Source organism: Vibrio sp. A37, from assembly GCF_059777565.1.
The window spans coordinates 181,444-204,795 of sequence record NZ_JBLNLI010000001.1; the positions used below are offsets into that span (position 1 = coordinate 181,444).

Below are 23,352 nucleotides of genomic sequence, written 5' to 3' on the forward strand. Positions count from 1 at the left end.
TCATTTTTATTGAACTAACAAATTATTTATATTTTTCTCAATCGCGAAAATAAAGGCCCTCTGATATGCAGAAAGACCTTCTTAAAACAAAAGTACTATTCTCTGGAGTTTCTAGCTTAATATTAAGTGTCGGTATAGCCAGATTCGCGTACACACCTATGTTACCTATATTGCAAAGCCAAGCAGGGCTTGATCAAAGCTCGGGGGCTTGGTTAGCCAGCGTTAACTATATCGGTTACTTTATTGCGGTTATGGTGATCTCAATGATTCACGATATACAGCTAAAAGATAAGTGCTACAGGCTAAGTATGGTGCTCGCCGTTGTATCGACCTTTTTGATGTCGACAAGCCAAAATATCTGGGTATGGGCAATACTTATGTTACTGTCGGGGGTAAGTAGCGCAGGCGGTATTCTTATGAGCTCCGGCTTGGTCTTAAACTGGCTACTCACCAATAAGAAAGGATCTAAGCTCGGATTTCATTTTAGTGGCATTGGAATTGGTATCGTTGTCGCCGCATTGTTACCTGCGATAGCACACCACTATTTAAGTTGGAGACAGCTTTATATTGCTTACGGCATTTTAAGTTTTGCTTTACTGTACCCCGCTCTAGCTTGGCTACCTAAACCCAGCCCCAGTCATGTTCATACTAATACCTCGCACCACAAAGGAAACATACCCAGTGCCAAATTTTTGAGGACATTAAAGCTTGGGTATTTTTGTGCTGGTGTTGGATACGTGGTCAGCGCGACTTTTATCGTGGCTATCGTGAATCGCGCCTTAGGAACAGATTCCCAAGGCTATCTCGTCTTTATTTTGTTAGGTGCCGCCGCCGCACCCTCTCCAGTACTATGGGACAAAATATCTCAACGAACCGGCAACTTAAATGCACTAGTGCTGGCTTGCCTACTGCAAACATTGGGGATTTTACTTCCAATGGTTAGCTCCAGTATTTTAGCCTTACTAGTGAGCGCGATCTTGTTCGGGAATACCTTTATTGCAGTAGTGAATATCGTAATGACCATGTCGGGGCATTATTACCCAAGTAATCCAGCTAAAATGATGGCGAAGATGACAATAAGCTATTCTTTTGCGCAAATTGTCGCTCCGCTCATCGTCGCAATCATGGCGGCGCATAATCTAAGTTACCTTGATGGATTATTTTTAGCAGGTATCGTGATGATTGGTGGCACACTTTGCATGCTAAGGCTCAAGTTTATTCGCCAATCTGAAGACGTAAATTCTCAGCCTATTCGAGTTAAGTAGAGTTAAGCCCAACAACGTCTGTTGGGCTAAAATGTTATAGAGAATCTATAATTTTGATTGCTTCAACTCGATATTCTTCGGCGGTCGGCAATCTACCGTTCTGCGTTTCAAAGTCCGAGACCCATGCTTTCGCTTGGGTTAAAAAGTTTTGGTGTAAATAATAGCTAGGCTGTTTTACCCCATTGTGGTCGATGAGCCAAAAGCCACGATAATCCTGCAAATACCCGTCCCACTCGTTGTCGTACATTTGCCAATATAGAACAAACGGAGTGCCCCAATTGAGAGCAACTTTCATCATTCCTTTGGTTAAAAATGCTTGCGTTTCCCCAGCTTTATCTCCGTGACTTAAAAACCAATTTGCCGCGTACCCGTACTCACCAATAAAGACGCGCTTATCGAACGGTATACTGGTTTTATTTGGTAGGTGAGAGTCGATAAAATCAAGTGCGCTCGTCATTGCGGTATTGAGCTTATTGATGTCTGCGTTCTCTTCTTTGTTTGGGATATCATAAGCAGAATACGACACGAGATCGGCATTAGTGTGAGGCAAAACCATATTGGTGACTCGCTCCTTTCCAGCCATCGCTGACTCCACTTTATTTACCTCAACGTATTGCAGGATATTGACGTTGTTATGGGGAGTATTTGCCAACGCATCTTCAATTGCCTTTTGGCGTATATTGATAAAATCAATCAGCCCTTGGATTCGCAAGTCAGGCAAATCAACCACCGAATCGTCATAACGCTCGGTGGAGTTCCCTGTAATTGGATCAATTTCTACTGTTTTTACCAGCTGCCAATCCAACTCCCAGTTACCAAACATAAATGTTTTACCACTACCGTTGTAAGTGGTAAGAAGGTACTCAGCCAAGCTATAGATTTTAGAATACTGTAAATCAAGCTCTTGCTGACTCATGCCGTTGTTGTCCATCCAATGTCCCGAGTCCTCCAACCAAATCATGTAGTAGGTAAAGTCCATATCGAGCACCGTTTTGAAATCTGGCACGTCCCGTGCCAAACGAACGAATTGATAAGCATACGATTGATAGCTAGTGAGCAAGTCTGGGTAGCTATATGGAGACAAACTGAACTTCAAAAGATTAGAACCTAGTCTGCGAATTTCCTTCGCCGTCTCCACTAACCTTCCATCGTTAGTAAAGCCGTACAAAGGGTAAATTGTCTGAGTCCCCAAAACGTAATTAAATTCGTCGCTTAGCCCATTTTCACCAGGAATCATTGGCTCTTGTGGTAAGGGTTGCTCAGGTGCCGGCACCTCTGTAGTCACTGCGTCGGAAGTGACTACAATCCTGCTTGGTACTAACGATTTCTGAGTGGCGGAGAACACAAATCCAAATGCTTTTGCTTCTCCAGGAGGGATATCACAAAATCCTGACTCACAAGCAGCAATCACTTTGCTACCAGATTGCGTAACTGTTGCGTTCCAAGCGAAATCAACGTTCTCATCAGCTAACCAGTCAAATTCAACCTGCCAGCTGCTTACAGGGGTGGTTGTATTATTGCGAACAATTAAGGTCGCCATCCCTCCCCCATCCCACTCACTTTGTAATAGATATTCATGCTGCAACGCTTGTGCACGTTCGCTAAACATAGAAAGCATTGCGAATGCTAGTAGCTGCAACGCTGTGTAAGACTTTAAATAAATTGTGTATTTCATCCTTGTATCCTAATCCGATGCTGATTTTTCAGCTCAACTTCATCGACTGCCATCGCACTATAACGAAAGGCATAACCTACGCTTAGCGGCGAAGCTTATTAGGAACAGAATGTCTATTCTCAATGTGGATTACCTATAGATGTCCCAGAGTCCAAGCAACGCCTACAAAACGCATACGTAGTATCTATAGAGCAATTGTTTAATTTTTATCCAATTGGTATTTTCACAGAAAATCACACTTAGAGATTTCATGACTGACGGCTGTCATTGGATATTTCAACTTGTGATTCTAGCCACTTATATACAGTCACCCATTCCGATGGATACAACGATGCAGAACTCAAATCTTCCTCTATATTAAATATGTCTAGAACAATAAAAATTCGAAGATACCCAAAACAAAACACCGATAGAGAACTCGGTTAAACCGAAAACAAATTAAAGCATTCAATACACGTAGGATCTTAACTCATGCTAAGTTTCAAGAAATCAATGTATTTAGGTTTTGGCAGTGTGGTGGCACTTCTCCTAGTCGTTGGGATCACCTCGTTTTATGTTATTGAACAGGCTTCAAATGGCTTTCAAACCTACCGCTCTCTAGCCAGAACAACCAATATTACGGGTCGGGTTCAAGCAAATGTTCTGATGATGCGCATGGCGGTTAAAAACTACATCATTAGCTCTTCAGAAAAGGATAAACAATCCTTCGAACAATACGCTCAAAAAACCTCTACTTTCCTAGATGATGCTCTGGATAACGTGACCGACCCAAGCCGTAAAGAAATCATGAGCTCTATCAAAACGATGTTAGTTGAATATGAAGAGAAATTTCGCGCGGTTGTCGAGTTAAAAAAGCAAAGGAATCAACTATTCAACGATGGGCTAAACATCACAGGACCAAGTATTGAGAAGAAACTGACACAAATTATTGTTTCAGCTAATGAAGATTACGATATGGCTGCGGCATTCAGCGCTTCACTGGCTATGCGGAACCTGCTACTCGCTCGCTTATATGTACTCAAGTTCGTGGAATCTAATGAACAAAGTGCTATTGATAGAGTTAACTCTGAATTCCAAGAAATGGACAAACACTTTGCAACGCTCGACTACGAGCTTGCAAATCCGGCTCGACGAGAGCTTCTTGCTGGCGTGGTTGCCGAATCAAAAACATATCGAGATACCTTCACAAAAATTGTCTCCGCCATTCAGAAACGAAACGATATCATCAATAACACTTTAGATAGAATAGGGCCTATCGTCGCCTCAGATATAGAGAAGATAAAGTTATCTGTAAAAGAAGAACAGGATATTCTTGGTCCACAACTACAACGAAACAATGAAGTCGCCGTTTGGGTAATTACGTTACTTGTTTTAGTTGCGTTTGCCGTCGGAGTTATTGTTGCACTCAACATTACTCGCCGAATCAACAGACAACTTGGTGGTGATCCTAGAGACGTCACTAACATCGTAAAATCGGTCTCTGAAGGCAATCTTGAACTGGAACTTCCCTCACACAATGTATCACCAAACAGCCTATACGGTTCGATATTAAACATGGTCGAAACACTAAAAGAGAAAGCTCGACTGGCACAAACCATCGCTGAAGGAGACCTCTCATCCCAAGTTAACTTAGCTTCTGACAAGGATAGCTTAGGCAAAGCCTTGCAACATATGGTCACTAACCTAACTGACGTATTGCAAAACGTACAAAAGACAGGCGACCAAATTTCATCCGGCAGTTCCAACGTATCTCAGTCTAGTCAATCTCTCGCGGAAGGCGCTGCTCAGCAGAAAGAAAGCCTAGAGCGCATCTCAGTTTCGTTAGAAGAACTTTCGACACAAACAAGCTCAAATGCAACCAATGCTCTTGAAGCCAATTCCTTAGCAGAGAAAGCCAAAAACGAAGTGAGTCTTGGACAAGCTCATATGAAAGAAATGGTCGAGGCAATGCATGAGATTAAGGCTTCGGGCCAAAGTATTTCCGAGTTTATTAAAACCATCGATGAGATAGCGGAGCAAACCAACCTATTAGCACTCAACGCAGCAATAGAGGCTGCTCGTGCCGGAGAACAAGGACGAGGCTTTGCTGTTGTCGCGGATGAAGTTCGCAACTTGGCATCAAGGAGCACTGCAGCTGCAGAAGAAACGGCTAAGCTGATTAAGACTTCAGAAGAAAAGACGATTAACGGCGCAAGCATTGCTGAAAACACAGAAGCAGCGCTAGGCTCGATATTTGAGAGCATTACCAACACTTCAAACCTCGTCGCCCAAATTGCAGACTCAAGTAAAGAGCAAGCTCAAGGCGTTTCCGAAGCCCATGAAGCCGTTGCTTCGGTAGACCAAGTCGTACAACTCAATGCAGCTGCATCCAATGAAAGTGCAATCGCCGCAGAAGAACTAGAGAAACAGGCTCAGGGTATGCGAAGCATGATGGAGCAGTTTATATTCAAGTCATAAATATTGATTGAATCTCCTTATCTTACTTCTTCAACACTAAATAAAAGTAAGGAGGTTCGAGATATTCATCTTGATAAGGTTGATTGTCTGATTCTTTACCGAGGGGCTGATGAAGTGCCATTTGCTTAAAGCCAAGCTTTTCGCATTCATATGCAATAGTTTTTGACGTCCAATATATATCTTCAACAACAAGGTCGATACCTTTTAGAAGCACATTAAATCGATCACCTTCATTTTCAGGTGGAGATCCAATACCTTTTACACTTGCAAACTCACTCGTAGAAATAGCTCTGTTCGGGTTAATGATTAAAAGAAATCCTCCATCATTTAGTGAGTTGTAGCAGCGTGAAAGCTCTTGGCGCATAGAATCTAGCGAATCGACATGACAAAAGGTAAAGAATGAAAATATGGAGTCAAACTTATCGGCTGGGTATTTGTCACTAGATAAATCATTTAGAAATAGTTCAACGTCGGGGTAGACTTTATGGGTGTTTTGCAATGCCAAATCGCTGATGTCACATCCTGTGACGCTATCACATAAGTCTTTAATCACACCGATAGAACGACCACTTCCACATCCAAGATCTAAAGCGCATTTTGGCTTTAGCTTTAGATCGGTTAGAAGCTTTTCTACATCTCGATATGCTAAGAACCCTGTCCCAGACACAGTACTTTTGGAATATTTTTCAATATCTTGCTCTGTAAATTCAATCATATTATTCTCTGCTTAGCTGATAAAACTGACGATTCAGTGAACACCTCGATGCATATAAATCGGTATTATATCCAAATAGCCTATATATACACGGCTTGTCTGTGCTTCTTTATTTAATCTGCACCAAACAGAGAGCTATGATTTAATCACATAGAAATTTGCTAATGAAAATATATTGCTGATTTTTATACACTTATGCTATTTCCTCTTGCTGCAAGACAGCTTGGTGAAACGCTAGTGGATCTTTTAAAATGGCTCTTCCTACAGCAGCTAAATCTAAGTAACCGTTTATCAGTGCATGCTCAATGTACTCAGGTGTTTCTATACCACCCACACCAATCACAGGAACATTGAGGGTCGCTTGCTTTAAAAAAGTAGACTCATTGACTAAATACCCTTCACCACGACGATCTTTAGGTCGATTCCAGCCACCAATACCCGAAGAAACATCAATAATATCTACGCCTGCGTCAACAAACATGCGGCATATCTGTACCATATCATTTTGCGTCAGCCCCTCAGGATATAGGTCCTGTCCGGGTACTCGGACCATGATACCAAGTTGAGTTCGTTGCTTGATTTGTTGGATGATCTCCACAATTAAGCGAGCTCTGTTTTCAAGTGAGCCACCATATTGATCGTTTCTCTGATTAGTAATCGGTGACAGTACTTGATTTAAGCCATACCCATGAGCGCAATGCAATTCAACAAAATCATAACCTGCTTGTTCTACTCGTTTTGCAGCTGAAACAAATGCATTTTTCATGTATAGCATATCTGAAAGGTTCATCGCTTTCGGCTTCGGTAACGTCCGGTCGTAAGCAGGAACGGTAATTCCTGAAGGTCCCATTAAATCAGGGCAAATGTCGAGCTGCGCTTTGCCACCGCAATGCGTGATCTGGAAGCCTGCTTTAGCTCCAGTGGATTGGATAGTGCGAGCGATAGCTGTCATTCCCTCGATACATTCATCCGTATGAGCGCCGAGCTGGTTAGGCTCGCTGCGACCGGTTATATCGACAAAGCTGTACTCAACCATCACTAATCCAGCCCCAGACTGAGCAAGCCTTTTGTAGTGTTCGATAGTTTTTCCAGTTGCGATACCTTCAGTCGTCGCGGTTTGAGAAGCCATAGGGGGAACGACTAAACGATTGTTTAAACAACTGACACCTGCATTTATGGATAAAAAGCGTTTCATACTAGCTCTCGCTATTCCAATCAAAGAGCCGCTATTCTATGCTAGCTTTATAAGATAGAAAAGAAACAAGATATCTACACTTGTTTCCATATAGGCAACACATGAAAATTGATGATTTAGCCACCTTTATCGAAGTTGCTAAGGCTCCTAGCCTTAGAAGTGCTGCAAGTAAGTTAAATGTGCAGCCAGGGACACTATCCAAAATTATCAAAAGAGTAGAAAGTTATTACCAGCAAGAACTGTTCAATCGATCTAACCATCACTGGAAACTCACTTCAGCGGGTGAGGCATTGTTTCTACGAGCAATAGAGCTCATTTCAATCAATGACAAAATAGAGCGAGAGCTGGGAAAACCTTGCCGTCCCCATCTAAGAGTGAGCGGCTCAGAAGCCTTATTAAGCTATTTTGTTCCCCATCTCATACAGCATTTGGTCGAAAACCAGCATCAAGCAACTTTAGAAACAAGAACAACACAAGACTTAGAGGCCCTTAGAAAACATGATGTGGATTTGGCAGTAGTGGCTCGATTAAATAAACAAACCCCCATTGAGCGACAAATCATAGCGCATCCCCTAAAACACGTTAACTTCGTGACAGCTGCAGCTTCTCACCATCCTTTAGTAGAAGCAGCCAAGCACCCAATCCATATCGAGGAAGTTCTCAAACACCCATTTATCGTTCCTTCAGCTTCTATCTACGGTGGTATGGATACTCACCGCAGCCTTGATGGCTGGCACGATGAACACTACAGTCGATTAATCACCGCTAGAGTAGACACTGTCTCAATGCTTACCACCTTGGTGAAATCTCAGCCTCTACTCGCCTATTTACCTGACTATATTGCAAAAGAACATCAGTTTCAGATCATTCATGTTGTCGGATGTCCATATACCTGCGAGCAAACAATATGGCTCTGTCAACACAAGCAGCTTCATTTCCATTGGATGAACGTCTTTAAAGAGTTTTCCATATCACGCAACAAGCCTCACAACTAACATTTTTAACAGTACTCTCACAATAACCCTACAAACATAGTGAATACTCTAATTTATGCTAAACTAATTTCATATTATTAAAATATAGAGAAACGTCATGCTAGATAAGTTATTGATTATTGATGATTCAGAGTTGTGCTTAAGCGTTATGGAAGCACTAATTAAGGAAAGCCATTTATCAGATAGGGTTTCCCTTACTCTTTGCCAAAACGCGATTGAAGCTAAAGAAAGACTATCCAAACAAAGTTTTGATTTAGTCATTACCGATATCGTTATGCCTGATGTCGAAGGCTATGAACTCATTACCTATATTAAAGAACACTGCCAAACACCTGTATTAGCAATCTCATCAGGTTACGGAAAAAGTGACCCAGCTTTAGTATTAGAGCACGCCAAAAGTTTTGGTGCAGATGATATCTTGTATAAATTTCATTTAAAGCAAGAGCTCATTAATACCATAAGCCCTTATATCAAACACGCAGCTTAAGAAACTAACCAAGGAGTTCATTATGGCTCTAGAAGAAAAGCACATAGAAGACCGAAGCTCACGATCATTATTTTTCTGGTATTTGGTATGCGTATTTGCCGTGCTAATGTTAGTGATAATAGAAAGGTTTTAACTATCTAAAACCAATAAATATTTTCTGCATGAGGGTAAATTATTACCCTCCTACCCTTTAACTTCTTTATCAACTACTTTTAAATTATGGTTAAAGGGTCTCAGGGCAACATGAAGTACTGTATTAAGCTCTCTATTTTTATATTTTTTATAATTACCTTATCAGAATCTCACGCTCAAACTATCGTGGCAGCGATTGGAGATTATCCTCCATACACCTCCAAAACCGATGCTAAAGCAAGGCTTGCCGAAGAAGTCGTCATTTCCGCATTTAATGCTGTGAGCTATGATGTCACATTACGCAGAGTGCCCTGGAAAAGAGCATTAGAAGAAACCAAGTCTGGAAAGGTAGACGTCACTTTTGGATGGTTTAAAACGCCAAACAGAGTAGTAGATTTCTACTATTCTTCGCCTCTTTACCCAGTACAGGAAGTGTTTTTTTATCTGAAAGAGGGTAACTTTGACTGGTCTACCCTGAACGACTTAAAGGCTTACAGGCTAGGTTCAACACTAGGTTATTCTCATGTAGAAGCATTGCAACGAGAAGGTTTTAAGGTTGATTTAGCAAAAACTGATAAGCTAGCACTACAAAAACTATTTAAAAACAGAGTGGATGCAACGCCAATAGATGTACATGTTGGGTACTATATTTTGGCCCAACTTCCAGCGCAATATCGAGAGGCTATCACCCACAACGGTAGGCCTTTGCTAGAAAATCATCAGTACGTGTTAGCGAGCAAACGCTTTGGGGAAAAATCTTCACTCTTGATTAAACAGTTTAATCAAGGTTTAGAAATAATAAGAAGCAATGGCGTATTCGATAATATTATCTCCAAGTACAAACAATATATCGGACCACACGAATAGCACCATCTCTTTGTTTTTTTAATATTAGAGCCAAACGAAAATTCGGCTTTAATATATCAACATCCCTCAGTTTTTCTGCAACTTATACAGTCGATGAACAAGGTGTGGTTCACCATAAATCATCGGAGACTCTTCTTCCTTAAACCCTGCCTGATAAGCCATATCTAAAAAATCTCTCTCCTCAATCGGGTGATCACACTGATCGATATGTTCAAATACCTTTTGCTTCTCACTATCAGTGAGTTCACTCCATTGCTCTAAAAACTTCTCTGAGTAGGATGATAAATATTGATCTTTCGTTTCATTGTTCTGCAAAAACAAATCGTAGAAAAAAAGAACACCATTTGGCGATAATTTTTGGAAGCATTGATCGAGTATTATTTTTTTCTGCTGATTATCTAAGTGATGCACGGCATATCCCGTTAAAATTACATCGAATGACTCATTTTGTTCCTCTTTCATTCTCTCGGTCATACAGCCTTGAACCAGATTTACTGGAAAGCAACAAGTGCTTAAGTTCGTTGCCGCTACGTTCAAAGCTTGTGATGAAAGGTCAATTCCAACATAGCTCTCAATGTCAAACTGGCTTAAGCTTTTGCTGGATAAAGCAGCATCTCCACAACCTAACTCTAATACCCTTAGAGGCCGGCTCAGTTTCATTTGATCCAGCGTCAGGCATATTTTTTCATGGATGAAGACATGCTTCATGTAATCATGACGAATTATTTTCTTATACAGATTCCATTGCTCAAAAAACTCTTTCACTTCCTGATCGACTTCTACTTGACTAACTTGGGTCATGGATACTTCCTCTAGTACTGACATTTTGTAAGTTGTGTTCCACTCACATTATTTATTGATTGCATGCTTTTTCTTTTCTTGGCTAGAGCACTCTTTAACCGCAGTTAGCGAATTTATGAGTAAATACCACTCCCTGTAGCTCATTGACATTTGAATTCCCCTCACTATAAACGCAGTTACTTGGCCAGCCTTTTTGGCCTTGATGCAACTCAGTTTTAGATTTGATACCACAAGATGAATATCCCGAAAATGGCACTACATATTCAACGATATTAGAAAAAGTTAACTTAACTTTTATTTGCTGGATGGCTTTCGTGCTATCGCACGCTCCTGCGCCGTGAACCTTAAACCAAACCATATTATTAAGGGACTGAATACCATCTTTGACTGGCTGCAAATCATAAAAGCCTACCTCAGAAGAAAAAGACTTTACGAATTTGTCTTCCCCCTCTTCTCGATGAGTTGTGCTATTGGTCATTACTGGAGCAAGTTGGACAATCGAATGAGCGATTTTACACTCATTAGGTGAAATATTGATGACCCCATAATAGTCATTTGTCTGGGACATACCCGGAACGCCAATCGCCAAATGCCTAACTTGAATCTGTTCCGGCTGGCAGTCAGGAATAACATCAGCCTTTGCAACAAAGCTGATAAAAAAAACTAACAACGCAAAATGTCTCATTATTCTTCCAGTTTAAAAATTATAAAATTGACAACAATCAAGTGATTTAATCACCAAAAAGATCTATACAGATCACATTTTTAGCCCCTATAATACGCTCGCACCTACCTTTGGGACGCAATCTGTTTCTAGCGTCCGGTATTTCTTAATTTGTTATTGTTGTCATTATGTTATGAGAGGTCCGCACTATGGGCAGAGCTAATCATTCTCTGAATATCCCAAGTATTCTCGGCATTTGCTTAGGAATCGTGGCGATCAGTATTTTTTACCCGTTAATGAACGTATCGTTACCCACAATTACCAAAGACATGCACGCCCGTCTAGTTGAAGCGCAGTGGATAGTGAATATTTTTGGTATTGTCGGCTGTGCATTCTTAGTCACGTTTGGCCGATTATCAGATATCTATGGGCGAAAAAAAATCTTTTTATTAGGCTTAGCATTTACATCCATAGCCATGGTAGGGGATGCGCTTAGCCATAGTATTGGAATGATCATTGGTTTGCAGTTTTTCACCGGCCTTGGCAATGCAATTATGCTTGCTGCTTCGCAAGCCATGATGTCTTTAGAATTCCCTGAGCACCAGCGAGGTAAAGCCGTGGGCCTATGGGCCATGGTGATTGGTGTTTCTCAAGCAATCGGGCCAATTGTTGGTGGTTTATTAGTCGGGTATTTAGGCTGGCGATCAATCTATTGGTTTGTTTTAATTCTTAGCTTAGTGTCAAGCATCTTAGTAATAAAATACGCCAGTGAATCAAAGAATGAGCATGATGAAGCGCATCTAGATATTGCAGGTACAATTTTAGTGACCTTGAGCTTAGGTAGCCTTGTTTTAGCCATTGTGGAGTACGGAACACTAGCCAATAAATGGATTATCACCTCCTTTGTGATAAGCGCAATAAGTGTCTTCGTGCTTACTAAGGTAGAGAAGCGCGCTCAAATGCCAATTTTACGTGCTGATCTCCTGAAAAATCCGTTGTTCTTGAAGGCGTCAATCAACAGTGGATTGCTGATATTTTTTACTTGGAGTGCATTTTTGTTAGTGCCGTTGTTTCTCGAAACTGTTGCCAACTACTCTGTGATTCAGGTCGGGTTAGTCATGATTTTCCTACCACTGCCACAAATCTTTTTATCGTTGATTGTCGGAAAACTTTATAACGTTCATTACGCAAAATACTGGATAGCGGCTGGCTTTTTATTTGCGGTAATTTCTGCCGGACTGTTGCTCGCTTTAACAAGCAATGCAAACCCCGTGTTGGTGATCGCCGCAATGGCTAGCTTTGGTATTGCTTCGTCATTAGTGTGGGGGCCAACAACAACGGTTGCAGTCTCTACTCTATCGGTTCAACAAGCGGGCATTGCAACGGGGACTTATTCTTCAATTCAAGAACTCGGCGGCAACCTTGGAGCTGCGTTTTGCTTGTTGCTCGCGCGATCAGCACATGGTGGATTTCTACCTGGTTTTCACCACGCAGCGTGGCTGCTTATCGCTTTAATGACGCTTGGAATTATTGTCTCACTTAGTATGAAAACCAGTCATATCCCAACCACAAAGCGTGTGGTGGCAACACATTAGCTATTCCAGCTTTGGCCTCAATAAAAGCAGGTGTGGCTTGCCACCCCTGCTCACCAATTCATCGCAACCATCACCCCGGCTTCACTGCGACTTGCCCAAGGGATAACTTGTAGCTGGTGTTGTGAAGGTGTCGTAAATGTCCACCCAACAAGCGAGCCGACAGCCGCTCCTAACAAAGCGTCTTCCCAATAGTGCCTATCTGCTTTGACTCGGCCAACACCAGTTAACAGTGCAACGCTATAGGCTGGGATGGCTACTTGCCAACCGTAACGGATGCTCATGGTTGTCGCTGCTGAAAACGCTGTTGAGGTATGATTGGAAATAAAGCTTTTCTGATCTGAGCCATCTGGTCGGGTTTTGTTCACTGCTGCTTTTCCAAGTAAAGCTACCCCAGAAGCCGTGACAATACTAACGCTAGCTTGCTGAAGGCCAAGCCAATCAGCATTAAATGTGGGTAATGCCAGCGCAGCAACAACTAAACCAGTAGAGCCAATATCACTCACTGTACCCCAATCATCTGTGCTTGTTGCTTTAGCTGGCATTGATACCAGCAGCACAAAAGCTAAAATAATCCCACAGAAACTCTTCTGCCAATACGCCAGAAAGTACATCCTTTTATACATCTTTATCTCTCTACTACAGACTTAGAAAAGCGAGCGTTACCTTTTCTCGAGCCAATTCATGCTCGAACATTTCCATGTAACTTATATTTATTTTTAATAAGTTGCTGAGATAAAATCAATTTTCTGAAATAAAAAGTGAGAGTTTCCTAGTTAAAAACTAAGACGATTTAGAGTTAGATCGTATAGTGACAGTATTAAAATCTATCCAACCATTTGCCAACATTTGACTGGAGTTAATAGATTCAGAAAAGCTTAAATTTTGTTTGATGTGAAATATCGGCAGATAAACGTAGCTATCGATCATCGATTGCTCTAACTCGTCAAATGCAGCGAGCTTTTCCGTCAGATTTTCTAGCGGTAAGATTTCTTTTGCTTCTTGCCATATTCGAATTTTCTCATTTTCCATCAAACAGTTTTCCAGAGCATTGCTGCTAAATAGCCACCCCATCCAGCTCATCTCTAAATCTTCATTAAAGACTTCGCCAGAAACCACTATGTCAGCCTTAGAAATTGTTTCCGGACAATTAAACACGGGAAATTCAACCACCTCGAATTCACACTCTATACCCTGTTGCAATAGCCCTCTTTGGATATGCTTCGCCAAACATATGTTGTCCGACAGTTGATACGTAAGTATCTTTAAAGGCTCCACCAATGGAGGTGATTCCACTTTAGCATCATACTGTTTGCTCTCTTCGTTAGAGCTACTTTCCTTCAGCATTCCAATTGCCTTGCATATTCCAGAGTCCAGTAGCTCTGGGGGTAACCCGAACGACTCAATTGCAGACATGATCAATTTGCTATTTTCTTTCGCTCTCAGCCAGTGGTTGTTTTTTTGATTGAGCAATACATAAACCGATCCTTTTTCCCATTGTTGCTGCAGATTGAATACTTTATTGATATTTGCACTCACCTCCCTTCCGTGAACAACATCGCTATTGAGTGAAAAGTCTTTTGCCTTGTCACCTATATTCCAAATTTCCACACCATCAACCCAAGGTCGCAGACCATGGTACGACTCGTGCACACTTAAATAAGTTCTCCATTTGGTTTGCTCTTTTATACGAAAAGGACCAGAACCGATCACGTTTCCTTCACAGAGTTTTGCGACCCCCATAGGGTCAAATGACAATAGCTTCAGAATAAAATCCAGTGGAAAGTGACTATGAAATGCAATGTGGTATTTGTCCATCACTTCTACTTTTGAAATACAGCTATACAGACGAGAGTTGTGATTTCCTGAACTCACTAGCCTGCTATAATGAGCGGCGATATCTTTACTCGAAATCTCTGTGCCATCGTGGAAAGTCAGCCCTTTGCGGAGAGTGAATACAAGAACATCGCCATTTTCTTTCCAGTCCAGTGCCATATCTCCCTTATAAGTGCTGGTCTCGCGATCAAATTGAAGCAACTTTGCGTATAAGTGATTGGCGATATGCTGCTCTGTTCGGCGAGAGATGGATATTGGATCGAGTTCATGAGTACCTCTGTAAAATGGGATACGCAAAATATCTGTCAATTCAACGCACTTTGTTGGCACAGTAAGGTAGTCAGCTAAAAACTGTGCTTGCCTGTTTTCTTCAACCAGCTTCATGGCAAGCTCTATTCTACCTTTTTGCAGTAAGCGATTGGCTTCTAGATCGATCTTCTCTGCCACACTTTTAAGCAACATAATCGTCGGCTTATTGCCTCTGCCTGCATTTGGTCGCCAATCAATAATGCCTTCCGAAGACAGCTTTTTTATAACCAACTGGGCATTACGCTTAGAACAAGCAAGAGCATTCGTCATCGAATCCAAAGACATACTCTGAGGAGAATTTATAGCCAGTGTGTCTCGAAAATAAACTAACGCCATCCAGTAACGCATAAAAACTCCATTTACAATAACTAGCTGATACCTTGTTTGCTTAAAGATATTGCATTCTCGGTAATAAATTCAATAAGTAACGGAGGGAAAAAAGGTGAAAACTTGAATGTATTACTTCTATTTTTTCTTCGGGAAAAAAGGTGAATAGTTTTCAAAGAAGATGAAAAGGAGTACACAATGAACCATTATTTTGACTATTTACCCATCTTACATAAAAGAACCTATCAAGAAGATGTAACACCTCTACCGCATAGCAACTGTGGCAATCCTACTCAAGCTAGAGATAAAGTACCTCGGCTATCTTTCCTAACCAAAATCTGGAGGAAAAATAATACCCATGACTCCGTCGCTCAAAATGCGAATAATGCCTAATTTTTCATAGGCACATTAGATCTAATGATCAAATTGAATATCGTTTGATAAACGAGCGCTTGGCCTATAATTACCTAAGGGAAACTGTAGGCTACGGTAGTGGAGCCAAGCAATGAGATATTCATGGATGTTATTTTTGGCAATTTGGGTAAATTCTTCCTTTGCTGCATCGCATAAAAACCCTCCTATCGTTATTGCTACGTTAGAAATCGCTCCTTATGTCTATCAGAATGACCAAGGAGCTTACGAGGGTATTTTCATTTCATTGCTCAACAAAGCGGCAGAGAAAGCCAACGTACCGATAGACATATTAGTTCTGCCATGGAAAAGGGCCAACCGACTAGTCAAAGTAGGAGAAGTTGATGCAATCCTTCCTGTTGTTATCACTCAAGATAGACTCACTTATCTCGACTTCCCAGAAACCCCCATCACGAGTTTTGACTTTTCTCTCTTCGCCAGAAAAGACTCTGCGATAAGTTTTGACGGAAATTTTGAAAGCTTCCAAGGGAAAATGATAGGAAAATTACGCGGAGCTAAAATGCATCCAAACTATTCAAACGCGCTCCAACTTGGTGTGTTTGAGGAGTTTGAAGGCAACAATGCTTTACAACTCATTAAAAGCGTTGATTTACGCAGAATCGAGGCATTTGCCATGCCAAAGCTTATGGGACTTTGGGCGATAAAGCTAAATGGCAATGAAACGGTTGGAGTGTTGCCTGTGCCGTTTGGCATCAACCCTATTTACCTTGCCACTAGCAAACGATCCACAAAACTCAGTGAACTCGTCAAATACCAGAAGACATTAAGCGAGTTAATCAATCAGGATGAGTTTGCCAAAATTGAACACAATTACTTTAATAGCCCGCTTCCCACACAAGAAGTTGCAGTTGACAGTCTGTCAAATTAACTGCTTCATCCAACAATTTTCAGTCTAGGAATGATAAGGAAAAAGCCTTAATCGTATTAATATTAAGGCTTTTTAGAGTAATACCGTACAAAGGAATTATTTATAGTTGGCCATTATCTTGTCGTATTCTCCAGATGCTTTAACAGCGTCCAAGGCTTTTTGCATAGAAGAAACCATTGAGTCGTTGACATCCTTACTTAACGCATAGTAAAGCTGACCTTCCTTCAAAACATAGTACGTTTGAAATTGACTCGTATCGGCGCCATTCTTCTTCAGCAACATAAATGCCGTAAGTTCATCATACGCCCATAATTGTATGCGTCCCGATATCAGCTTTTTGGCCACTTGATCAGGCTTGATTAATTCATCGATTTGTTTATCAGGAACCCCTGCATCACGAAGTAATTGCTCGCCAAAATCCTCATTAACGACGCCAATTTTATAGTCTTTAACCTGATCTATATTGTCAATTTTGAAACCTGCGTCCTTTTTGCCGACAAGCGCTAGCCTTAAAGGTGCAATAGGGCCAACCCATTTAAATAAGTTTTCGCGCTTTTCGGAGCGAGTGGTGGCAAACAAAACTTTATCAGGCCCTTTCAATGCCAGATCATAAGCGCGAGCCCAAGAGTACACTCTAATATCGCTTTGTTTTAAAGGAACGTTGGCTTCTTTGGCCATCGCCATCAACAAATCCACTGAAATACCCTCGGTCTGATTGCCCTTTTTATAATTAAAAGGAGGGAAATCTTCGGTTAGGTAACCCAATTTAGAAAAATCACTAGCCTGCGCACTGCCCAGCACGCATAGGCTAAAGCTAACAAATAACGATACTTTTGATATCCATTTCATATCTCATTCCTGATATTTATTGAGTAATCATTCAATTAAAAAGTAGATGCTAGTCAAATAATGTTCAAGGTAACTTTTTATTCACGTAAAAGAGTTTGTTGGAAACGTAAGGTGGAAGTTGGGGCGACAAACCATCGCCCCTTAACACTACGCTTGTGGTGCTGTCGAAGGCTGATGAGTAAGGTTCAGATAATATTGCGGCGCTTGATATCCTCTATAGCGTACCGTGGTCATCATTCCGGCCTCTGCGTGCCATAGGATGTGGCAGTGGAATGCCCATACACCGGGATTAGTTGCATCAAAAGCAATCGTTATCTTTGAATGGGGTAATACATTGACCGTATCGCGCATTGGCCCATCAATCGCTTTTCCGTTGACAGAGACAATTTGAAAATCTGTACCATGTAAATGCATTGGGTGTGGCATCATGGATTTATTATTCAAAGTCACTTCGACTCTTTCTCCTTTACTGACCCAAAGAGGTTGAGTGTTAGGCCAAGTTTTTCCGTTAATATCCCAAGCATACTTAGTCATATCACCGGTTAGATTTAAGGTATAGTGTTCATACACCTTACGTTTTTTTAACGGCTTTTGTGCATGTAAGTTCATTAACTGTTTGTAGTTGTACTCGGGGTATTCGCTTTTTACCTTTTCTGTGATCTGTGGAATTTTCGCCCCTTCCGTTGCTAGGATAATACCTGCTCGTAAATCAGTACCCTCACCTTCGGCTAAAATTGGAAATGCCCCTTTATGAGGAATAGTAAATTCCACATCACTACGCTGTGCAATTGCAACTTGATAATTATTGCCTTTTACTGGTCGCACGTTCTGACCATCCACCGCAACAAGCTGATTTTTCAGTGCCCCCATATTGAGATAAACGTTGGTATCCGTCGCACCGTTGATGAATCTCAAACGGACCTTTTCACCGACCTTCACTCGAACGACTTCTGGCTTTTTAAGTGTATTTCGATTCGCCAACAAAACATCTGGTGGGACATCATTGATTTCGTTACCGTTGATTTTTATTTTCGATTCATTTGGCTTTGTAAGCGCATCCCAGATTTGATCAGGCGAGTGGTAATTGAAGTCTTGGACCATCATGGTGATATTTTTTACACCCTGCTGTGGACCAGATTTAGGATAAATAATAAATGGTGCTGCCATGAGCCTTGCTTCTTCAAAACCTACATGAGAATGCATCCAATAAGTGCCCGTTTGATTCAATTTGAACTCATAATGCTGCTGACCATGTGGCGGGATAGGCAATTGCGTTACATAAGGGACACCATCTTCTTTATTCGGATCGACAAGCCCATGCCAATGAAGCGTAATAGGCTTATTCGTCTCATTCTTTACGATAGCATTAAAGTTTTCACCTTCACGGCCAACGAAGCCGTTGCTACCATCGCTATTGGTGATTTGATAAACCGTTTCGTTGTGTCCATCTATATTTAGCTTGGTATTGTGCACCGTCAGCGTAACGGGTTGCTGAGCAGCATAGCTGGACACAGAGTAAAGTGGCAATATAGCCAAACTAGATAACGCGAGTGTTTTGAAGGTTTTGACTTTCATTATTTCTTTCTCTTTTATGTAGTGAGGTTCATACCGTATTCCTTACCCTTACTGTAAGGTCAACATAAAGAGTGAAAAATTTTTATGAAAACGAACATTACAAAAATGAAAAAATTAAGACGATTCACTTATTGATTTAGAGTTTCAAACGCAAAATCATATTGTTTAAGATCTGGATTTAATGATTTTGAATAGCGTGTAAAATCGATCATCTGCCAATCTTGACTGGTTATAAAATCGTAGTAGTGGTCAATATTTTCTCGCGACAGCAATTGCATATCTGTATAAATGGTCGATGGATATTCTGAGATGAAATCTATTCCATGAAAGTGGTCAAACAGAAGCACCAAAGTGAAGCCGAGCTCAGTAAAGTGCCCCCCTACCGACGCTTCCAACACATTATTTTTTACAGCGTTGATGCCATCTTTAGTCCAATCGATTCCACCGGTAATAATTTTACCGTCACTTCCTACCCTATCAATCGTTGCTTTGATATTTATGGACATATGGTCGCTCGCAGCCCAGATTGCCGATAAATTAGGATATCGCTTAATCAGTTCTGCCGCTTGTGCACCTGCTTTTTCACCATTCCAATCAGCAAATACGACTTGGTGCAGTACCACGTTATTTTCTTGTGCTGCTTTTTTCAGCCCTTCGTTTCTACTCAAAGTCTCAGGGCTATCTCGTCGGCCCGATATACCAACAACTTCTATAAGGTCAGTTTTAGCCTTATTTCTCATAGCTTTGATTAATTGTTTTCCAAGTTGATAACCTGCATGTTCTTCGTTTGGAGCCATATGACCAATGAAATATTTGTACTTATCACGTATATTGCCAATGCTTTCTTTATCTTCTTCTGGTATGCCAGCGTTCACCATAAAAATAGGAATCTGGCAATCCTCTGCAATGTATAAGATATCTTCAGCAATCGCTCTCGAAAATACCGCAACTAAGTAATCAGGCTTTTGAACTGAGGCACAGGCTTGTCGCACGTTTTTCAAATATGAATATCGATTAGTGGCCGAATAAATAATGTCCAAATCAATATTTAAGTCCTCAGCACTCGCTCGGGCAAAATTATGGGTGATCCCCCAAAAGTCTTGATCATCAGGATTGGGAGAAATAAAGGTAATATGAATAGTTCCTTGATGGGCGAAACACGTACTTGTAAGAAATATAAGTAGCGTGAAACCCCTTAATAACGCGCTCATGCTGCTCTAAATTTTCGTGACTGTTATACCAAGTATATTCAAAGATTCCACATACACCTTTTTTCTAACGTTTTTTATTAATTTGGTGAGTTAAACGTTAGAGTATTTTGATCCGTCTCCTCCAGTAAGGTCTGTACTCCGTTCCTCAATCAGATCCTTGATAAAATCTTTAAAAACACTAAAACGCTTCACATTACGATGACTCGGGTTCGAAATCAGCCATAGCTCATGATTTTGCATCACATCGGCTTCTTCCAACCGAGTCAGCTCTGCTTCATGATCAGCTAAAAAGCACGGCAACATTGCATAACCCAAGCCATTTTTTGCAGCAAGTAGCTGCATCTCAGCACCATCGATTTTATGTCTTCTTGGCAACTCAGGCTTTGGCGATTTTTTGATCCACCATAGATCTTTGTCCGGTGAAGACCATCCTAACCACTGTTGCATGGTTTTCTTCTTATCAACCGAGCGATAAAAACATGACGCGACATTGACGAGTTTCCTACCAATTAAGGACTCGGGTGGAGATTGATTACGCATTAAAAACCTTAGGGCAATGTCTGCCTCTTTACGCTCAAGACTCAGCGTTTGGCTGCTTATTAGTAGATTGACGTGAATGTCAGGATAACGATCATTAAACTCTCTTAAGCGAGGTAAAACTAACTGCGAAGCAATAACATCAGGGAGGGTAAACTGAATCACACCCGATAACGATTGAGATCCACCTTGAAGGACACTTTGCGCTTCAAGCATCGCAGCTTCAGCTTGCTCGGCATACTCCAACAAAATAACGCCATCTTCAGTTAAATCGTATCCTTTACTCGTGCGCTCAAAAAAATGGTTTTCTAGTTTTTTCTCCAAAATGTTGATTCGCCTAGACACAGTAGAATGACTGATATCCAAAGCCATCGCCACTTGCCGAGCACTTTTTAGACGCGCCACTGCCAGAAAAAAGCGAATATCATCCCAGTCTATGTTCGATTTATGCACCACCATGTTTACTTTATCTCTATTCCGTTCCAAATATTGTCCATATAAGATTACATCATCTCGTTGAAAATCACAGAGGACACGACCATGGAAGTTTATTCTAGTGCACAAATCAACTCACCAATCGATAAAGTATGGCATGAGCTAGCAAACAACTTTGCGGAAATAAGCAGTTGGCATGACCCTGTTTACCAATCTTACGAATTAACATCTAACAAGCTCGTAGAAGGAGCACCAATTGCTGGCCGCGTTTGCGAACTCGGCAAAAACGGAAAAGGCCCAACAGCCGTTGAAACCATCACCAAATTCGATCAATTGCATCACGTCCTTGAAGTAGATGTACAAATCGAAAATGTACCGTCGATATTTCCGATACAAGAAAACCAAGTTCGATTTGAACTCGTTAGCTTGTCTCTAAATAGTACAGAGGTGAAGTTCTACGCGAGTCCAACACTAAAAGCTCATGGCTACCTGCTTTATCCACTGCTTAAGCGTGGATTAGGTAAAGGGTTTAATGACTTATTACAAAGTTTAAAGCGCCATGCAGAAGCAGCATAACCATGTAATCACTTCCCCTTGCAGAGCACGATAAATCTGCCCTGCAAGAGTGGAGCGATATTGGCTAGCCTTTAAGGATAACTATTCGGCGTCACAAATGCTGGTGACGTTACGACCAACTCGTGCTGATGACTTTCATAGTCAAACTCTAGGAATCGAGAGTAATAACCTTGGGTACTCTCTACAGCAGGAAAATGATACGTACATTGGTTGTGAGTGCATGTTCCTGAAATGGTTGAGCTAGTATAGGCTATTTTCGCTGGATAAATTCTAAAGTCTCTATCTACCGGATTATAAGCTTGCCAGAGTCTGACTTCTCCTTTTGGAACAAAATCCGTCGTGACTTCTATCTGACTGTTATCTTCGCTATTTGACCATCGAATTTTTGGCGACCATTGACGATGAGAGTGCTTTAAGTTCGTAAGAAACAGCTGGTAGTATTCATTCATCGCTTGGCTAACGATTGCAAAATCTACATAGTGACGTTGATTGGGTAATATTCTCACTGCATTTTGCCCCGGAAGTTTATCGATGTATTCCAACAACGAATCAGGTACAAAAAAATCATCTGACGAAGCGTTAATGATGTACTTAGGCATGTCTAATCGCTTTTCATACTTGGGCTCATTCACATACGCCAGTGGGTCTTCCACTTTCATGAGCTTATTAAATTCAATTGAGTCCACTCGCTTCGTGACACCTTGTTCAACATAGTCATGAAATGCAATTGGCCAATCCCCCAAACTATCGTGAATATGGTGAATATTGTCTTGGGTGTTGAGAATATCGATAACAATAGGTATCAAGCCATTGACACGTTTATCGGCAATTGCCGTTAACCAAGCCGCCCACCCTCTTTTACTTGCACCAGAAAGCACAAAGTGTTCAGGCTTTGGGTAATTGCGAACATTAGCTTGATTTTGAACCGCATCCATGGCTTTCACTGTTGCTTTGACCATAGCAAGGTGTACTAGCCAAAAAGCGTTTTTTCCCGGCGCATCAAGATATTTGTTCCAAGTGTACGCGACGATACCATCTTCTCTACGTGGTACTCCATCATCAAAGGTGAGATATTGATTCGGGACATCTTGTAGATCGGCTGTAATCGAACCATTGTCGATTGCTATCGACTCTAAATCTACCGCCTCTGGGTCTGATATATATTGCCCATCTTCGGCGTTATTTGTGCCACCATTAATAAACAGCAACGCCTCTCTAGTTGATACATTTTTGGGGACATAGATGACGAGCTTATGCGTCCATACCTGACCACTATCGCTAAGCTGCTTACTTGGCCAATATTGGCTCTCCAACTCAAATGTGTAAATGGTAACTTGAGATTTAACTTCCTTGCTTTGAAGTTTGGCTGGGCCATTGACTTGTGAAGGCTGGCGGAGAAAGCAATCTAACACATTCTGTGGATTTGCCTCTAAAGATTGCGGCTGGCATTGAGGACTATTATTTGCCAGAGCAAATGGAGATATAATGCAGCCAATTAAAAGTAAATTCGACTTTATTCGCGAAAATAACATAATCCAACACACTCCTTATG

General features: G+C 41.2%; 21 protein-coding genes. 9 read left to right on the plus strand and 12 right to left on the minus strand.

The features are described from left to right. Positions 1–65 precede the first annotated feature (65 nt). Positions 66–1,265: a YbfB/YjiJ family MFS transporter gene (locus ACM2FC_RS00790; RefSeq protein ID WP_498478909.1), complete on the plus strand. Its 1,200-nt coding sequence runs from the start codon at positions 66–68 to the stop codon at positions 1,263–1,265. Positions 1,266–1,299: 34 nt separating this feature from the next. Here the strand turns inward: ACM2FC_RS00790 and ACM2FC_RS00795 are convergent, their stop codons facing one another. Beyond that, the gene (locus ACM2FC_RS00795) at positions 1,300–2,940 is read right to left on the minus strand and encodes a cellulose binding domain-containing protein (RefSeq protein ID WP_498478910.1); all 1,641 of its coding nucleotides are present in this window, start codon (positions 2,938–2,940) and stop codon (positions 1,300–1,302) included. Between the two features lie 471 nt (positions 2,941–3,411). Here ACM2FC_RS00795 and ACM2FC_RS00800 point away from each other — a divergent pair, with 471 nt between their 5' ends. Beyond that, entirely contained in the window at positions 3,412–5,397 is a 1,986-nt protein-coding gene (locus tag ACM2FC_RS00800) for a HAMP domain-containing methyl-accepting chemotaxis protein (protein ID WP_498478911.1), read from the plus strand. Between the two features lie 22 nt (positions 5,398–5,419). On the opposite strand, the gene ACM2FC_RS00805 is transcribed toward ACM2FC_RS00800, so the two are convergent. Both ACM2FC_RS00805 and ACM2FC_RS00810 read right to left on the minus strand, forming a co-directional pair. Then, positions 5,420–6,112, minus strand: a complete 693-nt coding sequence (locus ACM2FC_RS00805; RefSeq protein WP_498478912.1) for a class I SAM-dependent methyltransferase — start codon at positions 6,110–6,112, stop codon at positions 5,420–5,422. Positions 6,113–6,305: 193 nt separating this feature from the next. Next, on the minus strand, positions 6,306–7,307 hold the full coding sequence (locus ACM2FC_RS00810; RefSeq protein WP_498478913.1) for an NADH:flavin oxidoreductase: 1,002 nt from the start codon (positions 7,305–7,307) through the stop codon (positions 6,306–6,308). A 101-nt stretch (positions 7,308–7,408) separates the two neighbouring features. On the opposite strand from ACM2FC_RS00810, the gene ACM2FC_RS00815 reads away from it, so the two are divergent. The 3 genes from ACM2FC_RS00815 (at position 7,409) to ACM2FC_RS00825 (ending at position 9,788) form a co-directional block, all read left to right on the plus strand. Beyond that, positions 7,409–8,302 (plus strand): LysR family transcriptional regulator, encoded by an 894-nt coding sequence (locus tag ACM2FC_RS00815; protein WP_498478914.1) that lies wholly within the window; start codon positions 7,409–7,411, stop codon positions 8,300–8,302. A gap of 97 nt (positions 8,303–8,399) precedes the next feature. Further along, positions 8,400–8,789, plus strand: coding sequence for a response regulator (locus tag ACM2FC_RS00820; RefSeq protein WP_498478916.1), 390 nt, complete (start codon positions 8,400–8,402; stop codon positions 8,787–8,789). A 243-nt stretch (positions 8,790–9,032) separates the two neighbouring features. Further along, complete coding sequence (locus tag ACM2FC_RS00825) at positions 9,033–9,788, plus strand: substrate-binding periplasmic protein (protein ID WP_498478917.1); 756 nt, start codon at positions 9,033–9,035, stop codon at positions 9,786–9,788. A 66-nt stretch (positions 9,789–9,854) separates the two neighbouring features. Here ACM2FC_RS00825 and ACM2FC_RS00830 read toward each other — a convergent pair whose 3' ends face one another. Together ACM2FC_RS00830 and ACM2FC_RS00835 are read right to left on the minus strand one after the other, a co-directional pair. Then, a complete protein-coding gene (locus ACM2FC_RS00830) occupies positions 9,855–10,589 on the minus strand; it encodes a class I SAM-dependent methyltransferase (RefSeq protein WP_498478918.1) in 735 nt (244 codons plus the stop codon). 94 nt (positions 10,590–10,683) lie between these two features. Beyond that, positions 10,684–11,274: a hypothetical protein gene (locus tag ACM2FC_RS00835; RefSeq protein WP_498478919.1), complete on the minus strand. Its 591-nt coding sequence runs from the start codon at positions 11,272–11,274 to the stop codon at positions 10,684–10,686. A gap of 188 nt (positions 11,275–11,462) precedes the next feature. Here ACM2FC_RS00835 and ACM2FC_RS00840 point away from each other — a divergent pair, with 188 nt between their 5' ends. Beyond that, positions 11,463–12,848, plus strand: a complete 1,386-nt coding sequence (locus ACM2FC_RS00840) for an MFS transporter (RefSeq protein WP_498478920.1) — start codon at positions 11,463–11,465, stop codon at positions 12,846–12,848. Positions 12,849–12,898: 50 nt separating this feature from the next. On the opposite strand, the gene ACM2FC_RS00845 is transcribed toward ACM2FC_RS00840, so the two are convergent. Together ACM2FC_RS00845 and ACM2FC_RS00850 are read right to left on the minus strand one after the other, a co-directional pair. Continuing rightward, on the minus strand, positions 12,899–13,471 hold the full coding sequence (locus tag ACM2FC_RS00845; RefSeq protein ID WP_498478921.1) for a phosphatase PAP2 family protein: 573 nt from the start codon (positions 13,469–13,471) through the stop codon (positions 12,899–12,901). Between the two features lie 157 nt (positions 13,472–13,628). After that, a complete protein-coding gene (locus ACM2FC_RS00850; RefSeq protein WP_498478922.1) occupies positions 13,629–15,338 on the minus strand; it encodes an ABC transporter substrate-binding protein in 1,710 nt (569 codons plus the stop codon). A 177-nt stretch (positions 15,339–15,515) separates the two neighbouring features. Between ACM2FC_RS00850 and ACM2FC_RS00855 the strand changes: the two genes are divergently transcribed. Further along, on the plus strand, positions 15,516–15,710 hold the full coding sequence (locus ACM2FC_RS00855; protein ID WP_498478923.1) for a hypothetical protein: 195 nt from the start codon (positions 15,516–15,518) through the stop codon (positions 15,708–15,710). A gap of 112 nt (positions 15,711–15,822) precedes the next feature. Then, complete coding sequence (locus tag ACM2FC_RS00860; RefSeq protein WP_498478924.1) at positions 15,823–16,617, plus strand: substrate-binding periplasmic protein; 795 nt, start codon at positions 15,823–15,825, stop codon at positions 16,615–16,617. Between the two features lie 96 nt (positions 16,618–16,713). Here ACM2FC_RS00860 and ACM2FC_RS00865 read toward each other — a convergent pair whose 3' ends face one another. From ACM2FC_RS00865 to ACM2FC_RS00880, 4 genes are all read right to left on the minus strand, one after another. Further along, entirely contained in the window at positions 16,714–17,466 is a 753-nt protein-coding gene (locus ACM2FC_RS00865) for a substrate-binding periplasmic protein (RefSeq protein ID WP_498478925.1), read from the minus strand. A gap of 147 nt (positions 17,467–17,613) precedes the next feature. After that, the gene (locus ACM2FC_RS00870; RefSeq protein WP_498478926.1) at positions 17,614–19,041 is read right to left on the minus strand and encodes a multicopper oxidase family protein; all 1,428 of its coding nucleotides are present in this window, start codon (positions 19,039–19,041) and stop codon (positions 17,614–17,616) included. 128 nt (positions 19,042–19,169) lie between these two features. Further along, entirely contained in the window at positions 19,170–20,252 is a 1,083-nt protein-coding gene (locus ACM2FC_RS00875) for an ABC transporter substrate-binding protein (RefSeq protein ID WP_498478927.1), read from the minus strand. Positions 20,253–20,342: 90 nt separating this feature from the next. Further along, a complete protein-coding gene (locus ACM2FC_RS00880) occupies positions 20,343–21,275 on the minus strand; it encodes a LysR family transcriptional regulator (protein ID WP_498478929.1) in 933 nt (310 codons plus the stop codon). Positions 21,276–21,329: 54 nt separating this feature from the next. Between ACM2FC_RS00880 and ACM2FC_RS00885 the strand changes: the two genes are divergently transcribed. Next, complete coding sequence (locus tag ACM2FC_RS00885; protein ID WP_498478930.1) at positions 21,330–21,800, plus strand: SRPBCC family protein; 471 nt, start codon at positions 21,330–21,332, stop codon at positions 21,798–21,800. A gap of 71 nt (positions 21,801–21,871) precedes the next feature. On the opposite strand, the gene ACM2FC_RS00890 is transcribed toward ACM2FC_RS00885, so the two are convergent. After that, the gene (locus ACM2FC_RS00890; protein WP_498478931.1) at positions 21,872–23,332 is read right to left on the minus strand and encodes a PhoPQ-activated protein PqaA family protein; all 1,461 of its coding nucleotides are present in this window, start codon (positions 23,330–23,332) and stop codon (positions 21,872–21,874) included. Positions 23,333–23,352: the final 20 nt, after the last annotated feature.

Excerpts from the sequence above, each read along its gene's own strand:
- ACM2FC_RS00820 (WP_498478916.1), top strand. The coding sequence starts at position 8,400 with ATGCTAGATAAGTTATTGATTATTGATGATTCAGAGTTGTGCTTAAGC.
- ACM2FC_RS00885 (WP_498478930.1), top strand. The coding sequence starts at position 21,330 with ATGGAAGTTTATTCTAGTGCACAAATCAACTCACCAATCGATAAAGTA.
- ACM2FC_RS00855 (WP_498478923.1), top strand. The coding sequence starts at position 15,516 with ATGAACCATTATTTTGACTATTTACCCATCTTACATAAAAGAACCTAT.
- ACM2FC_RS00835 (WP_498478919.1), bottom strand. The coding sequence starts at position 11,274 with ATGAGACATTTTGCGTTGTTAGTTTTTTTTATCAGCTTTGTTGCAAAG.
- ACM2FC_RS00890 (WP_498478931.1), bottom strand. The coding sequence starts at position 23,332 with ATGTTATTTTCGCGAATAAAGTCGAATTTACTTTTAATTGGCTGCATT.
- ACM2FC_RS00805 (WP_498478912.1), bottom strand. The coding sequence starts at position 6,112 with ATGATTGAATTTACAGAGCAAGATATTGAAAAATATTCCAAAAGTACT.
- ACM2FC_RS00790 (WP_498478909.1), top strand. The coding sequence starts at position 66 with ATGCAGAAAGACCTTCTTAAAACAAAAGTACTATTCTCTGGAGTTTCT.
- ACM2FC_RS00800 (WP_498478911.1), top strand. The coding sequence starts at position 3,412 with ATGCTAAGTTTCAAGAAATCAATGTATTTAGGTTTTGGCAGTGTGGTG.
- ACM2FC_RS00875 (WP_498478927.1), bottom strand. The coding sequence starts at position 20,252 with ATGAGCGCGTTATTAAGGGGTTTCACGCTACTTATATTTCTTACAAGT.
- ACM2FC_RS00810 (WP_498478913.1), bottom strand. The coding sequence starts at position 7,307 with ATGAAACGCTTTTTATCCATAAATGCAGGTGTCAGTTGTTTAAACAAT.
- ACM2FC_RS00850 (WP_498478922.1), bottom strand. The coding sequence starts at position 15,338 with ATGCGTTACTGGATGGCGTTAGTTTATTTTCGAGACACACTGGCTATA.
- ACM2FC_RS00860 (WP_498478924.1), top strand. The coding sequence starts at position 15,823 with ATGAGATATTCATGGATGTTATTTTTGGCAATTTGGGTAAATTCTTCC.
- ACM2FC_RS00865 (WP_498478925.1), bottom strand. The coding sequence starts at position 17,466 with ATGAAATGGATATCAAAAGTATCGTTATTTGTTAGCTTTAGCCTATGC.
- ACM2FC_RS00870 (WP_498478926.1), bottom strand. The coding sequence starts at position 19,041 with ATGAAAGTCAAAACCTTCAAAACACTCGCGTTATCTAGTTTGGCTATA.
- ACM2FC_RS00795 (WP_498478910.1), bottom strand. The coding sequence starts at position 2,940 with ATGAAATACACAATTTATTTAAAGTCTTACACAGCGTTGCAGCTACTA.
- ACM2FC_RS00830 (WP_498478918.1), bottom strand. The coding sequence starts at position 10,589 with ATGACCCAAGTTAGTCAAGTAGAAGTCGATCAGGAAGTGAAAGAGTTT.
- ACM2FC_RS00845 (WP_498478921.1), bottom strand. The coding sequence starts at position 13,471 with ATGTATAAAAGGATGTACTTTCTGGCGTATTGGCAGAAGAGTTTCTGT.
- ACM2FC_RS00815 (WP_498478914.1), top strand. The coding sequence starts at position 7,409 with ATGAAAATTGATGATTTAGCCACCTTTATCGAAGTTGCTAAGGCTCCT.
- ACM2FC_RS00840 (WP_498478920.1), top strand. The coding sequence starts at position 11,463 with ATGGGCAGAGCTAATCATTCTCTGAATATCCCAAGTATTCTCGGCATT.
- ACM2FC_RS00825 (WP_498478917.1), top strand. The coding sequence starts at position 9,033 with ATGAAGTACTGTATTAAGCTCTCTATTTTTATATTTTTTATAATTACC.